This window comes from Azospirillum sp. HJ39 (assembly GCF_041507355.1).
Lineage (GTDB): Bacteria > Pseudomonadota > Alphaproteobacteria > Azospirillales > Azospirillaceae > Azospirillum > Azospirillum thiophilum.
The window spans coordinates 197,716-211,745 of sequence record NZ_CP167909.1 but is presented as its reverse complement, the minus strand read 5'-3'; the positions used below and the strand labels follow the sequence as shown (position 1 = coordinate 211,745).

The following is a 14,030-nucleotide window of genomic DNA, read 5'->3' as shown; positions in this document are numbered from 1 at the left end:
GCGGCGGGCGCCGTCATTCCCGCCAGTCGCCATACTCCCAATCCTCGGCGTCGGGATCGGCCGTGCCGAGAGGGGCGACCGTCGCCCCGGCATCGAGCGCGGCCGCCAGCCAGGGTTCGACGGCGACGACCGGCGACATGCGGCACCACCGGCGGCGGCGGGCATCCCACCGGCAGTGCCCCTGACGCTTCATCTCCTCGCGCAGCTCCCAGGACGGCGCCGCCGGGAAGCGGAGTTCCAGCCCGCGGTCGTTCTGCAGGATCTCCACCACCTCCCCGCCGGCCGTGACGTGGGTCAGGCCGTCCTCCAGCACCCGGCGGAGTGCCGAGGCACGCTCGTCGCGCACCCGCGCCTCGGCGTCCCGTTGCCGGCGTCGCTCGGCCATCGCCTTGGCGATCCAATCTGGCGGTTCTTCGAGCGTGCGGTAGCCGCTGCCGCCGCGGGGGCCGGGAGCCTCCTCGACGAGGCCGGCCTCGACAAGCTCGGCAAGCTGGCGTTTGAGGCGGTCCCGGTCGGTCCGGCCGCCGGGCGGGCGTTGCGCCGCGACGTCCGCCGCGGTGAACCGCTCGCCGGCCCCCCAGCTCTCGTAGAGGCCGGCGGCGAGCGCATGCAGGTCGGCGATGCGGTCCCGTTGGCCGGCCAGGCGCTCCCTGACGACCGGGTTGGGCGGCAGGTCGACCTGCCCGGCTAGCCCGCAGGTCTGGCACAGCCAGCCGCCGGGGGCGGACAGCGGGATCCGGGGGGAGCAGTTGCGGTGCCGGCAGTGGTCTTCGCTGCCCGGTTCCGGCAGGCCGCGCCCGCTGTCCAGCAGCAGGCGGATCGCGTCCGCGGGATGGTCGGCGACGGCCTTCAGCCGGTCGAGAAGATCGGCCGGCAGCCAGACCTCGGAGCCGCCGGACCCGTCGGGCACGGCGGGGCGGCCTTGCAGGGTGTGCCGGCGGGCCGGGGCGAGCATGCCGAGGATCCGTTCGGCGGTATAGGTTTCGTCGAAGCGGTCGGCGAGCGCGTCCGCCAGATCCGCCAGCGATGCCGACGGCGCCAGCGCGGCCTCGTCCCCGGCCGCGACGATGCGGCGGGCCTCCTCAAGGATCCCCTCGAGGGCGTCCCTGCTTTCCGCCTGTGCGTTCCGACGATTGCCCGCCATCTGCGTCCCGATGCCCGACCACCCCAGCGCACCGAACTGGTTGTGCCCGCGATGCTCTTCAAGCGGGGCCGGGGCCGTCAGTCGGAGTGGTCAGTCGGAGGGCGGCGGCGGCACCTCGTCGCTGCCCTCGGTGCGGTCGCGGTAGAGTGCGGCGCGCGCCAGCAGCATCAGGGTGATGGGTGTGGTGACGACCATCAGCGCGGTGATCAGCACCTCGTGCAGGATCGCCCGCGTCTCCAGGACCGAGAAGAACAGCATCGAGGCGAGCAGGACGCAGCCGATGCCCAGCGTCGAGCCAAGCGTCGGGGCGTGGACCCGCTGGTAGAAGCTGTCGAACCGCAGCAGCCCGACCGTCCCGATCAGGGTCAGCACCGCGCCGGTCAGCAGCAGCAGGGCGGTCAGGACCGCGGCCCACGCCGGGATTTCGGCCAGATGGGTCATTCGATCACCTCTCCACGCATGAGGAACTTCGCCAGCGCCGCCGTCGAGACGAAACCGAGCAATGCGATGATCAGCGCCGCCTCGAAATACAGCACGCTGCCGGTGCGGATGCCGAAGGTCAGCAGCAGCATGGTCGCCGTGACGTAGAGGGTGTCCAGCCCCAGCACCCGGTCCTGCGCGCGCGGGCCGCGCAGCACGCGCACCGCCGAGAAGGCCATGGCGAGCACCAGCAGGATCTGGGTCAGCAGGATCGTCCAGACCAGCAGCTTCACGATCATTCGAACAGCTCCATCAGCCGTTTTTCGTACCTGCCCTTGATGGTGTCGATCCACACCCGCTCGTCGACGAGGTCGAGGATGTGGAGAAGGATGGTGTTGCGGGTCCGGTCATGGGCGACCCACACCGTGCCGGGGGTGGCGGTGATGATGCAGGCCAGCGTCGCCAGCCCGTAGGGCGCCCTGAGGTCGAGCGGGATGCGCACGAAGCCGGAGACCCGCCCGCCCTGGCCCGGCCGCAGGATGATCCTGGTGACCGCGATGTTCGAGCGCACGATGTCGGCCAGAACCACCAGCAGCAGCGACACCGCCGCCTGCGGGCGCCGGAACCGGCCGCCCGGCAGGTCGAGCGTGCCCAGCGTCAACGCGGTGCCCAGCGACAGCACACCGCCCAGGATGACCGTGCCGGGCGCCACGCTCTCGTTCAGCAGCAGCCAGACGCCCAGCAGGGTCGCCGTCACCATCGGATAGGCCAGCCACCGCCTCATCGGACACCTCCCGCCGTTCCCGGCGCCCTGGACGTGGACAGAACGGCCCCGACATAGTCGCGCGGCGCATGCAGCGCATTCGCGGTGTCGGTCATGTAGCGCATCGCCGGTCCGGCCTGGATCGTGAGGGCGACGCCGAGGGCGAGCAGCAGCATGACCGGCGCGATCTCGGCCACCCGCACGCGCGGCACCTCGCCGGCCGGCGAGGCCCAGAAGGCGTCGATGCCGGCGCGCGTCATCGCCACGACCGTCGCCAGTCCGGACAGCACCAGCGCCGCCAGCAGCACCCAGGTGGTGACCGGGACGTCCTGTCCGGTCGCCAGCAGGGGGGACAGGATGGCGAATTTGCCGAGGAAGCCGGACAGCGGCGGCAGGCCCGCCAGCAGCAGCGCGCTGGCCATGAAGCCCATGCCGAGGATGGCCATCGTCGCCGGGATGGCGACGCCGACCTCGTCGTCTTCGGTGTCCTCGTCGTCGCCTTCGCCGAACGCCTCGCGCGTCACCGCCAGCACGTCGGCGCCGACGCCGCGGCCACGCTCCACCAGCTCGATCAGCAGGAAGAAGCCGGCGATCGCCAGGACCGAACTGGTCAGGTAGAACAGGGCGCCGCCGGTCACCGCCGCCTGTCCCGCCCCGACGGCGGCCAGCAGCGTGCCCGACGACACCAGGACGCTCGCCCCGGCCAGCCGCGGCAGGCTCTGCGTTGCCAGCACGGCGATGGAGCCGAAGCCGATGGTCAGCAGCCCGCCGACCAGCAGCAGGGTGCCGCCGAAGCCGGCCGACGCCCCGGCGGCATCGCCGAACACCAGCAGCCACAGCCGCAGCACGGCGTAGATGCCGACCTTGCTGAGGATCGAGACGATGGCGGCCGACGCGGCGCCGACGGTGGAATAGGTGTTGGGCAGCCAGAAGCCCAGCGGCCACATCCCCGCCTTGATCAGGAAGGCGAGGCCGAGGATCGCCGCCCCCGCCTCCAGCAGTGCCCGGTCCTCGGCGGCCACCCCGGCGACCCGCCCGGCCAGGTCGGCCATGTTGAGGGTGCCGGAGATGCCGTAGATCATGCTGACGCCGATCAGGAACAGCAGCGACGCCGACAGGTTGATGGCGATGTAGTGCAGCCCGGCGCGCACGCGGGCCAGCCCCGAGCCGTGCAGCGCCAGCCCGTAGGAGGCGGCCAGCATGATCTCGAAGAAGACGAACAGGTTGAACAGGTCGCCGGTCAGGAAGGCGCCGTTCAGCCCCATCAGCTGGAACTGGAACAGCGAATGGAAATGCGCCCCCGCCCCCTGCCAGCGCGGCAGCGCGAACAGCAGGGCCGCCACCCCCAGGATGCCGGTCAGCACCAGCATCAGCGCGGCGAAGCGGTCCAGCACCAGCACGATGCCGAAATTCGCCGGCCAGTCGCCCAGCCGGTAGACCCTGACCTCGGCCGGGCCGGCGTCGGCGACCGTCAGCGCCAGGATGGCGAGCCCGAGCAGAGCCACCGCCGACGCCATGCCGAGCGCCGCCTTCAGCGTGCGCCGCCGCTCGTCGATCAGCATCATCGCCGCGCCCGCCAGCAGCGGCAGGACGATGGGCGCGATCGTCAGATGGTCCATCCAGCCGCTCACCGCTGCTTCTCCTTGCCGTCGACATGGTCGGTCCCGGTCAGGCCGCGGGCTGCCAGCAGCAGAACGAGGAACAGCGCCGTGGTGGCGAAGCCGATGACGATGGCGGTCAGCACCAGCGCCTGCGGCACCGGGTCGGCATACATTGCAAGGTTGCCGGCCCGGCCGCCCTCCAGGATCGGCGCGGCGCCGGTCCGCAGTCCGCCGGTCGAGAAGATGAACAGGTTGACGGCATAGGACAGCAGCGAGAGGCCGACGATCACCTGGAAGGTGCGGGGCCGCAGCAGCAGCCAGACGCCGGATCCCGTCAGCACGCCGATCCCGAGCGAGAGAATCAGTTCCATCAATCGTCTCCTACGGCGGTCGGCACCGGATCGGGGATGGCCGGCATCTCGGCCGGACGGGGGGCGGCGGCGCGGTGACCGCGCACCGACTGGCGGGCCAGCGCGATCAGGATCAGGATGGTGGCGCCGACCACCAGCGCGAACACGCCGATGTCGAACAGGAGGGCGCTCGCCATCGGGAACTTGCCCAGCACCGGCAGCTCCGCATAGGCGAAATAGCTGGTCAGGAACGGGCGGCCGAAGAGCCAGGCGCCCAGCCCGGTGCCGGCGGCCAGCAGCAGCCCAATCCCCATCCAGCGCATCGGCAGCACGCGCAGCCGCGTCTCCACCCATTGGGTGCCGCCGAACATGTATTGCAGGATCATGGCGATCGCCACCGTCAGCCCGGCGGCGAAGCCGCCACCCGGCAGGTCGTGGCCGCGCAGCAGCAGGAACAGCGCCACCATCAGGATCACCGGGAACAGAAGCCGCGCGATCAGCGACGGGATGAACAGCCAGTCGGCCACGGTGTCGCCGTCCTTGCGGTTCGGCCGGGAGGCGTCGAAGGCGCTCTGGTCACGCTGCTGTTCGGTAACGTCGACGCTGTCGGTCGCCGGGCGGAAGCGGCGCAGCAGCGCATAGGCGGTCAGCGCCACCGCGGCCAGCACGGCGATCTCGCCCATCGTGTCGAAGCCGCGGAAATCCACCAGGATGACGTTGACGACGTTGGTGCCGCCGCCCTCGCTGTAGGCCAGCTCCAGGAAATGCTGGGCCAGCAGTTCGGGCGGAAAGCGCGTCATCACCCCGAAGGCCAGCCCGGCCATGCCGGCCCCGGCGGCGATCGAGATGCCGAGGTCGCGCAGGCGGCGGCCCAGCGTGACCGCCTCCGACCCGCGCGTGCCGGGGATGTCCAGCCGCTTGGGCAGCCAGCGCAGGCCCAGCAGCAGCAGGATGGTGGTGACGACCTCGACCAGCAGCTGGGTCAGCGCGAGGTCGGGCGCGGAGAACCAGACGAAGGTTACGCAGACGACCAGCCCGGTGGCGCCCAGCAGGATCAACGCCGCCAGCCGGTGGAACTTGGCCTGCCAGGCGGCGCCCAGCGCGCAGGCGGCGCCCAGCACCCAGACCATCGCCAGCACCGGATCGATGCCGGAGGGGACGAGGTTGCCCGGTCCCAGCCCGCGCAGCCACACCGCCCAGCCGGCCGCCAGCACCGCCGCGCACACCACCAGCCGCAGCTGCGGCTGCAGCCGGCGGGTGCCGAGCAGCCCCTCGGCCGTGCGGGCGAGGCGCCAGGACAGGAAGACCATGGTGCGCTCGAACATGCGGCGGCCTTCCAGGCTGCGGATCAGCGGCGGCCCCTCGATCCCCTTGACCAGATGGCGCTGGAGCAGCAGGTAGAGGGCGACCCCGGCGGCGAGCGCGGTCATGCTCATCACCAGCGGGCGGTTGACCCCGTGCCACACCGCGAGGCTGTATTCCGGCGGCGCCGTCCCCAGGGCGGCCCGCGCCGCCATGTCCAGGAAGGGGCCGACGGTGGCGGCCGGCAGGACGCCGATGATGATGCAGGCCAGCACCAGGATCTCGACCGGGAAGCGCATCCAGGCCGGCGGCTCGTGCGGCTTCTGCGGCAGGTCGACCGGGTCGGGCCCGAAGAAGGCGCCATGGATGAAGCGCAGCGAATAGGCGACGCTGAAGGCGCTCGCCACCGTCGCGGCGATCGGCAGGATGTCGAAGAAGACCGGTAGCGGCCCCTTGACCGACAGCGCCTCGGCGAAGAACATCTCCTTCGACAGGAAGCCGTTGAGCAGCGGCACGCCGGCCATCGCCGCCGCGGCGACCATGGCGAGTCTGGCGGTGAAGGGCATGAAGCGGTTCAGCCCAGACAGGCGCCGGATGTCGCGGGTCCCGGTCTCGTGGTCGATGATGCCGGCGGCCATGAACAGCGAGGCCTTGAAGGTCGCGTGGTTGATGATGTGGAAGATCGCCGCGACCATCGCCAGCTCGCTGTTCAGCCCGAGCAGCAGGGTGATCAGCCCCAGATGGCTGATGGTCGAATAGGCCAGCAACCCCTTCAGGTCGTGCTGGAAGATGGCGATGTAGGCGCCGAGCAGCAGCGTGGCGAGCCCGGCCGAGCCGACGATCCAGAACCACGCCTCGGTTCCCGCCAGCACCGGCCAGAGCCGCGCCATCAGGAAGACGCCGGCCTTCACCAGCGTCGCCGAATGCAGGTAGGCGGATACCGGGGTCGGCGCCGCCATCGCGTGCGGCAGCCAGAAATGGAACGGGAACTGCGCGCTCTTGGTCAGGGCGCCCAGCAGGATCAGCACCAGCGCCGGCAGGTAGAGCGGATGCGCCCGGATTTGGTCGCCCGCCGCCAGCACGATGTCGAGGTCGTAGCTGCCGGCGATGTGTCCCAGCACCAGCATGCCGGCGAACAGGCAGAGGCCGCCCGTCGCTGTGACGGTCAGGGCCATGCGGGCGCCGTCCCGCGCCGCCGCGGTGTGGTGCCAGTAGCCGATCAGCAGGAAGGAGAAGAGGCTGGTCAGCTCCCAGAAGAAGGCGAGCTGGATCAGGTTGCCGGAGAGCACCACCCCGGTCATCGACCCCATGAAGGCGAGCAGGAAGGCGAAGAAGCGCGGCACGGGATCTTCCGCCGCCATGTAATAGCGGGCATAGACCACCACCAGCGTTCCGACCCCCGACACCAGCCCGGCGAACAGCCAGGCGAAGCCGTCCATCCGCAACGCGAAATCCAGGCCCAGCGACGGCATCCAGGCGACGCTGTGGCGGACCACGCCGCCCGCCGCGACCGTCGGGTAGGCGGCCCAGACCATCGCCAGCCCGATGACGGCAATGCCGCCGGCCAGCCAGGCCGCCGCGTTGCGCGCATGCGTCGGCAACAACCCGGCGACGATCGCGCCGGCGAACGGGAGACCAACGGCTGTCAGGAGCAGGAGGGCGTCGGGCATGAAGTCCTACGGTTGATTTTCCAGGCCGGTTGATTTTCCAGGCCGAACTCCCGGTATCGTCGGGCGGGGCCGTCTTGGGGGGAGCCGTCTAGAGCGGGCCGTCGCACGGGCCGGTTTCGGACGCCATCGCCTTGAGCAGGATCTGGACCGCGTCCTCGGCCGTCTTGGCGGCGCGCAGCTTGCGGGGGGCCTGCGGGTCGCGCAGCGCCCTGCAGATCTCCGACATGGCGGACAGCAGCCCCTTGCGGTTCGATGCCGGCCACAGGGCCAGGAAGACGAGGTCGACCGGCTCGTCGTCGCGGGCGTCGAAATCGATGGGGCGCTGGAGCCTGGCGAACAGCACCAGCGGCGTGTCCATGTCCTGGAGCTCGGTGTGGGGAAGCGCCACGCCCTTGCCCAGCGCCGTTGAGCCGATCTGCTCGCGCGCCCGGAGGGCGTCCAGGATCTCCTGCCTGGACTGGCCGTTGCGGGCCGCCGCCTCCGACGCCAGCAGGTCGAGCAGGGTCGCCTTGTTGCCCGGGCCGGCGTCGAGGATGACGTCGGCCGCGGAGAAGTACTCAGAAATGGCCATGCCCGTCTCCATTGTGGCCAATGATCGATGCCGGCACCGGATACCGGCCACCGTCCCCGCCGTCCGGGGCGCCGGAGCGCTCACGATGGTACAGGAGGTTTCCGCCGGCCATGGCTACTTTCCTGGACAGCGGAACGGATCGAGTCCGGACGGTGTTCCGCCGATCAGCACGTCGCAGGGCAGGAGGTCGATCGCCTCCGACGCCGTGCTGCCCAGCAGGGCGCGGGAGAGGCCGCCGCGCCGGGCCGAGCCCATGGCGACCAGATCGTAACGCCCCTCGCGCGCCAGCCCGACGATCTGCCGGCCGGGCGGGCCGGCGCGCACGACCATCCCGACGGCCGGCTCGCCGATGACGGGGGGCGCACCGCCCGTCCCGGCGAGCAATTCGCCGAATTCCCCGGCGAAGTCCGCCGGGTCCAGCTCCGTCCCGTCCCGGACGGCGCTGGCCGGCACGTCGAGGACATGCAGGAGATGGATGTCGCCCTCCGGCACCAGCATCCGCACGCCGTCCAGCGACAGCCGCGAGCGGTCGGAGAAATCCACCGGCACCAGCGCGCGCAGATAGGGCTGCAGCGGCTTGTCGCGCACGATCAGCATCGGCGTGCCGTCGGCGACGGCGATGCGTTCGACGGTGGAGGACAGGAACAGGTCTGCCACCCGGTCGCGCTGGTGCAGCCCGACCACCAGCAGGTCGGGCCGCCACAGTCCGGCATAGCCGGCGACGCGATGCTCGACCGCCTCGCCGCGCACCGCGACGGCATGGGCGCGGATCCCGGCCCCGCCGGGCACGGCGAGGATGTGGCGGTGCAGCTCCGCCTCGACATGATGCAGCGGCAGGTGGCCGTAGGGGCCGCCCGCGGCGCCGGTCCTGTCGACGACATGCAGCGCCGTCAGTTCGGCCCCGAACCGGACGGCGAGCTGCACGGCGCGCTCCAGGGCGCGATCCGATTTCGGTTCGAGGTCGGTTGCCAGCAGAATGCGCCGCAGAGTTGCCATCGCCCCTTTCCCCTCCCCTTGTCTGCGTCCGGATCCGCCCGTCGGCGATCCCTGCCAATGATCTGAAGATGGGAGGCCTGCTGTCCATGCCGGGTAATACGGACCCTGAAAGCCGGGTGGGGAAGGCGGGAGCGGCGGTGCCATGGCCGATCCGTAGTAATACGGGGCTGCGTATTTCCCCTGATGCGCCCGGGGCCGGCCGGCGCTACGATCCATCCATGCCACAGACCGTCAGCCGCCGATGGATGTTCGTTCCGGCCTATCTCGCCGCGCATGTATCCCTCGACTGGATCAGCTTCATCCATACGGTCGCGCCGATCAACCTCACGCCGTGGAACCCGCCGGCCGGGCTGATGATGGGCTTGTCGGTCCTGCTCGGCCTCCGCGCGGTGCCGCTGGTCTGGCTTGGGCTGATCGTCGCCGACATCGTCGTCCGCGACCTGCCGGTCGCCCTGTGGACCACGGTCCTGGCGAACGGCGTCGTCGCCTGCGGCTACGGGCTGGCCGGCCACCTGCTGCGCCGGGGGCCGGTTCCGGGGCTCGATCCCGGCCTTGCCCGGCTGCGCGACATCGTCCTGCTGCTGGGCGGCGGCGCCGTCGCGGCCCTGGCCGTCGGGCTGGGCTATGTCGCCATCCACACCGCGGCCGGGCTGTTCGACTGGGCGCGCTTCCCCGAAATGCTGCTGCGCTATTGGACCGGCGAGATCATCGGCATCGCCGTCCTGACGCCGATGGTGCTGCTTGGCCGGAGGATGCCGGCGGTGCGCTGGTCCTGGACCGGCGCCGCCGAAATAGGGGCGCAGGGGGCGCTGATCGGCCTTGCGCTGTGGCTGGATTTCGGTCCGCTGGCCTCGGCCGAGTACGATTACTTCTATCTGCTCTTCCTGCCCGCCATCGGGATCGCCGTCCGGCACGGGCTGGCGGGGGCGGTGCTGGCCTCGGCCGCCACGCAGGCCGGCCTGATCGCCGCCATCCAGGCGGCCGGCGTCGACACGGCGCGCATGGCCCATTTCCAGCTCCTGATGCTGACGCTCGCCGTCACCATCCTGCTGCTGGGCGCCGTGGTCACCGAGCGCCGCCGGGTGGAGGCGTGGCTGCGGGTTCGGCAGTCCGACCTCGCCCATGCCTCCCGCCTGATCGAGGCGGGCGAGATGGCGGCGGCGCTGGCCCATGAGCTGAACCAGCCGCTGGCGGCGACGATGAGCTACGCCCGCGCCGCCCGCAAGATCGCGCGGATCGAGGATGCGTCACCGCGCCTGACGGAGATCCTCGACAAGACGGTCAGCCAGGCCGAGCGGGCCGACCGGGTCATCCGCAGCCTGCGCGACTTCGTGCGGAAGGGCGCGCGCGACCGGACGCCGCTGTCGGTCGCCACCCTGGTCGCCGACTGCCTGACGCTGGCTGGCCCGCTCGCCAGCCGCCATTCGGTCGAGATCGCCGCCGAGGTCGCTCCGGCGCTGCCCGCCATCGGCGGCGATGCGGTCCAGCTGCAGCAGGCGATCCTCAATCTGGTGCGCAACGCGGCCGAGGCGATGGCGGAGGCGATGGCCGATGCCGATCCGGCCGGGCGCCGCATCGTGGTCTTCGCCCGTCCAGCGCCCGAGCCCGGATTCGTCGCCATCGGCGTGCGCGACACCGGTCCCGGGCTGGCCGAGGTGGTCGAGCGGAACCTGTTCGCCCCCTTCGTCACCACCAAGCCGACCGGCATGGGGCTCGGGCTGTCCATCGTCCGCACCATCGTCGAGACCCACGGCGGCACCCTGTCCGTGCAGCGCGGGGGCGGTGGGGGAACGACATTCTGCTTCACCATTCCTGTGCATGGGATGCCAGAGCGTGGGATGCCCGGGCGTGGCACGGACGCCGAAGGAGGATCCGCATGATGACCGATACCCCCGCCGCGCCGGCAACTCCGGTCGTGCCGGTGGCCTTCGTGGTCGACGACGACGAGGCCGTCCGCGATGCCCTGGCCCTCCATCTGGAGCTTGCCGGGCTGGCGGTCCGCTGCTGCGGCTCGGCCGCCGAGTTCCTGGCGGCGGCGTCGCCCGAGCAGCCGGGCTGCGCCATCCTCGACATCCGCATGCCGGGCATGGACGGGCTCGACCTCCAGCAGGAGATGGTCCGGCGCGGCCTGACCTTGCCGGTGATCGTCATCACCGGCCATGGCGATGTCTCCGCCGCCGTGCGGGCCTTCCGGGCCGGGGCGGTTGATTTCCTGCAGAAGCCCTTCGACGAGGATCTGCTGATCGAACGGGTGCAGGAGGCCTTCGGCCGCGACCTCGCCGCCCGCCGCGCCGATGTCGAGACCGCCGAGATCCGCAGTCGCCTGACCCTGCTCAGCCCCCGCGAGCTGGAAGTGATGGATCTGGTCGCCCAGGGGCTTCCCAACAAGACCATCGCCCACCGGCTCGCCATCGGCATCCGCACGGTGGAGACCCACCGCGCCCGCGTCCTGGAGAAGATGGAAGCGCGCAACGCCCCGGAACTGGCGAGGATGCGGATGCTGCTGGGCGACCGTGGCGACTGATGCCAGAGCCGGAAAATTCTGACTCTCTGGAGAAGTGGACCGGCTCGCCACGCCGGAGCAGGACGGTTGACACCCTTGCTTGCCAGCGCCGATGCGACAGCGAGAAGGAGCACGCCCGTCCAGTGCGGTGGTTTCGCTCCGGTGCGGCCGCACGGATATCCCTTTATGTCGTGCCGGCCGACAGGAACGAAGCGGGGCGGGCTTGAAACGGCCGTCCCGGCATTCTATTTAAAACTTGCTTCGCGGTATCGAGGCCAAATTTGGAATCCTGAAATACGGTGCCAGGAAAATTCGCCTGGGCGCCCCTTTAATCCGTTGTGAAAATTCCCATATAGAGTCTGTTGCGCTGTTGGAAGCGCCGTCCACCTCCTCCAGGATGACATCTGCGCGTGTGAATTCCCTTTCGTTTCCGGCTCGGTTGCGCTGATTGGCGTTGCCCACCGGTTCCTCCCCGGTCCTGCGGCGTGTCGGCTGCCGCGACCTTTCCCCGGTCGTGGCGCCGCCCGCGGAGCCGGGGAGGATCCTCTTGCTTCCGATCCAGCACCCTCCCGCGGTGCACGCCTCCCGGCAGCGTCGAATGCCGGCCACGCATCGAACGACCGACCGAGCATCAACAGGCCCGATCCGGACAACGCCGAGGGGACATCTCCTGCGGCGCCGTTCCCGTCGGCTGGGAGAAACCGAGACACCATGCAGCGAAATGCTGAAACCCATACCGCTCAAATCCGCTCCACCGAACCCCGTTCCGCCGAACCCCGTTCCGCCGAACCGATGCAGCTCTACCTGCAGGATGCCCGCAAGTACCAGTACCTGACACCGGAACAGGAACTCGACCTTGCGGTCCGTTGGCATGAGCGGCAGGATCCGTCCGCACTCGACAAGCTGGTGGGCAGCCATCTCCGCCTCGTGGTCAAGCTGGCGCGCGGCTATCTCGGCTATGGTCTGCCGCTGTCGGATCTGGTGGCCGAGGGCAATGTCGGCGTGATGCAGGCGGCGCAGAAGTTCGACCCCGGCAGGGGATTCCGGTTCGCCACCTACGCCTCCTGGTGGGTGCGCGCGGCGATCCAGGAATATGTGCTGCACAACTGGTCGTTGGTGAAGATCGGCACCACCGCCGGGCAGAAGAAGCTGTTCTTCAGCCTGCGCCGCCTGAAGGCGCGGATGCAGGAGCTGGAGAGCGGCGACCTGTCGCCCGAGGCGGTGGAGGCCATCGCGACCGAACTGAACGTGTCGAAGGCCGAGGTGGTGGAGATGAACCGCCGCCTGGGCAACGACCGCTCGCTCAATGTCGGCCTGTCGGAAGACGGCGACGGCGAATGGCTGGACCTGCTTGCCGACGAGGGGCCGAACCAGGAAACCACGCTTGCCGATGCCGAGGAACGCCGGCGGCGCCAGCAATTCCTGAAGCTGGGGCTGGGCGTTCTGGACGACCGCGAGCGCCGAATCCTGGTCGCCCGCCGCCTGCGTGACGAACCGCTGACGCTCGAGGAGTTGAGCCAGCAGTTCCACGTCTCGCGCGAGCGGGTCCGCCAGCTGGAGGTCCGTGCCTTCGAAAAGCTCCAGAAGGCGGTCATCGCCAATGCCCGGACGGCACAGCTGCCGGCGCAGGGAAGCCTGGTCAGCCAGGGCTGAGGCTTCCCTCCCGTCCGGCACGCAGGATCATGCCGAACAGGTCGCGCGGTTCGTCGGGGTCTGCCAGCATGTCGAGATCCTGGTAGAGCCCGGTGCCGGCCAGCACGTCGCGGACATAGCGCAGGGCGGAGAAATCCTCGGTCGCGAAGCCGACGCTGTCGAACAGGGTGATTCTCCGGGCGTCTGCCCGGCCGGGTGCCGCACCGGTCATCACCTGCCACAGCTCGGTCACCGGGTGGTCGGCGGCCAACTGCTGGATCTCGCCTTCGATGCGGGTCTGCGGCGTGTATTCGACGAAGATGTCGGAGCGCAGCAGGATGTCGCGGTGCAGTTCCGTCTTGCCGGGGCAGTCGCCGCCGACGGCGTTGATGTGGATGCCGGCCCCGACCATGTTGTCGGTCAGGATGGTGGCATACTGCTTGTCGGCGGTCACCGTGGTGATGATGTGGGCCCCCTCCACCGCCTCCTCGGTCGAGCGGCAGGCGGCGATCTCGAAGCCCCGATCCCGGAGGTTGCGCACGCATTTCTGCGTGGCGGCGGGGTCGATGTCGTAGAGCCGGAGCCGGTCGACGCCCAGCAGGGCCTTGAAGGCGAGCGCCTGGAATTCGGCCTGGGCGCCGTTGCCGACGATCGCCATGCAGGAGGCGTCGCGCGGCGCCAGATGCTTCGCCGCGACGGCGGAGGTCGCGGCGGTTCGCAGAGCGGTCAGGATGGTCATCTCCGACATCAGCACGGGATAGCCGTTGGCGACGTCGGACAGCACGCCGAAGGCGGTGACGGTCTGGCGCCCCTCGCGCGTGTTCTTGGGGTGGCCGTTGACGTATTTGAAGCCATAGATGCGGCCGTCGCTGGTCGGCATCAGCTCGATCACGCCGTCGGCGCTGTGGGAGGCGACACGCGGGGTCTTGTCGAAGCTCTCCCAGCGGCGGAAATCCTCCTCGACATAGGCGGCCAGCTCCGACAGGAAGCGCTCCACGCCGATGCGCAGCACCAGCTTCATCATGTGGTCGACACTGACGAAGGGGACGAGGTTCAGGTTTGGGATCATGTGGGTGGC

The 14,030-nt window shown here is 70.2% G+C and carries 13 protein-coding genes; 3 read left to right on the top strand and 10 right to left on the bottom strand.

Going from position 1 to position 14,030, the window contains the following annotated elements; all coding sequences use genetic code 11:
- Positions 1-13: 13 nt before the first annotated feature.
- The 9 genes from ABMY26_RS08415 to ABMY26_RS08375 all read right to left on the bottom strand — a co-directional run bounded on the left by ABMY26_RS08415 (position 14) and on the right by ABMY26_RS08375 (position 8,817).
- Positions 14-1,144: a hypothetical protein gene (locus tag ABMY26_RS08415; protein WP_372395828.1), complete on the bottom strand. Its 1,131-nt coding sequence runs from the start codon at positions 1,142-1,144 to the stop codon at positions 14-16.
- A 90-nt stretch (positions 1,145-1,234) separates the two neighbouring features.
- Positions 1,235-1,585, bottom strand: coding sequence for a monovalent cation/H(+) antiporter subunit G (gene mnhG / locus ABMY26_RS08410; protein ID WP_045585821.1), 351 nt, complete (start codon positions 1,583-1,585; stop codon positions 1,235-1,237).
- Positions 1,582-1,863 (bottom strand): K+/H+ antiporter subunit F, encoded by a 282-nt coding sequence (locus ABMY26_RS08405; protein ID WP_372395827.1) that lies wholly within the window; start codon positions 1,861-1,863, stop codon positions 1,582-1,584. The genes mnhG and ABMY26_RS08405 overlap by 4 nt, the downstream gene beginning before the upstream one ends.
- Complete coding sequence (locus ABMY26_RS08400) at positions 1,860-2,348, bottom strand: Na+/H+ antiporter subunit E (RefSeq protein ID WP_372395826.1); 489 nt, start codon at positions 2,346-2,348, stop codon at positions 1,860-1,862. The genes ABMY26_RS08405 and ABMY26_RS08400 overlap by 4 nt, the downstream gene beginning before the upstream one ends.
- Positions 2,345-3,958, bottom strand: coding sequence for a monovalent cation/H+ antiporter subunit D (locus ABMY26_RS08395; protein WP_372395825.1), 1,614 nt, complete (start codon positions 3,956-3,958; stop codon positions 2,345-2,347). Before ABMY26_RS08395 ends, ABMY26_RS08400 begins: the two co-directional genes overlap by 4 nt.
- Positions 3,955-4,299: a Na+/H+ antiporter subunit C gene (locus ABMY26_RS08390; RefSeq protein WP_372395824.1), complete on the bottom strand. Its 345-nt coding sequence runs from the start codon at positions 4,297-4,299 to the stop codon at positions 3,955-3,957. Before ABMY26_RS08390 ends, ABMY26_RS08395 begins: the two co-directional genes overlap by 4 nt.
- Positions 4,299-7,250, bottom strand: a complete 2,952-nt coding sequence (locus ABMY26_RS08385; protein ID WP_372395823.1) for a monovalent cation/H+ antiporter subunit A — start codon at positions 7,248-7,250, stop codon at positions 4,299-4,301. The genes ABMY26_RS08390 and ABMY26_RS08385 overlap by 1 nt, the downstream gene beginning before the upstream one ends.
- A gap of 88 nt (positions 7,251-7,338) precedes the next feature.
- Entirely contained in the window at positions 7,339-7,821 is a 483-nt protein-coding gene (locus tag ABMY26_RS08380) for a PTS sugar transporter subunit IIA (protein WP_372395822.1), read from the bottom strand.
- A gap of 114 nt (positions 7,822-7,935) precedes the next feature.
- A complete protein-coding gene (locus tag ABMY26_RS08375; RefSeq protein WP_372395821.1) occupies positions 7,936-8,817 on the bottom strand; it encodes a universal stress protein in 882 nt (293 codons plus the stop codon).
- Positions 8,818-9,035: 218 nt separating this feature from the next.
- On the opposite strand from ABMY26_RS08375, the gene ABMY26_RS08370 reads away from it, so the two are divergent.
- From ABMY26_RS08370 to rpoH, 3 genes are all read left to right on the top strand, one after another.
- Positions 9,036-10,697: an ATP-binding protein gene (locus tag ABMY26_RS08370; protein ID WP_372395820.1), complete on the top strand. Its 1,662-nt coding sequence runs from the start codon at positions 9,036-9,038 to the stop codon at positions 10,695-10,697.
- Positions 10,694-11,341: a response regulator transcription factor gene (locus ABMY26_RS08365; protein ID WP_372395819.1), complete on the top strand. Its 648-nt coding sequence runs from the start codon at positions 10,694-10,696 to the stop codon at positions 11,339-11,341. Before ABMY26_RS08370 ends, ABMY26_RS08365 begins: the two co-directional genes overlap by 4 nt.
- A gap of 771 nt (positions 11,342-12,112) precedes the next feature.
- Positions 12,113-12,973: an RNA polymerase sigma factor RpoH gene (gene rpoH, locus ABMY26_RS08360; RefSeq protein ID WP_372395952.1), complete on the top strand. Its 861-nt coding sequence runs from the start codon at positions 12,113-12,115 to the stop codon at positions 12,971-12,973.
- Here rpoH and ABMY26_RS08355 read toward each other — a convergent pair.
- Complete coding sequence (locus tag ABMY26_RS08355) at positions 12,960-14,021, bottom strand: ornithine cyclodeaminase (protein WP_372395818.1); 1,062 nt, start codon at positions 14,019-14,021, stop codon at positions 12,960-12,962. The genes rpoH and ABMY26_RS08355 overlap by 14 nt on opposite strands.
- Positions 14,022-14,030: the final 9 nt, after the last annotated feature.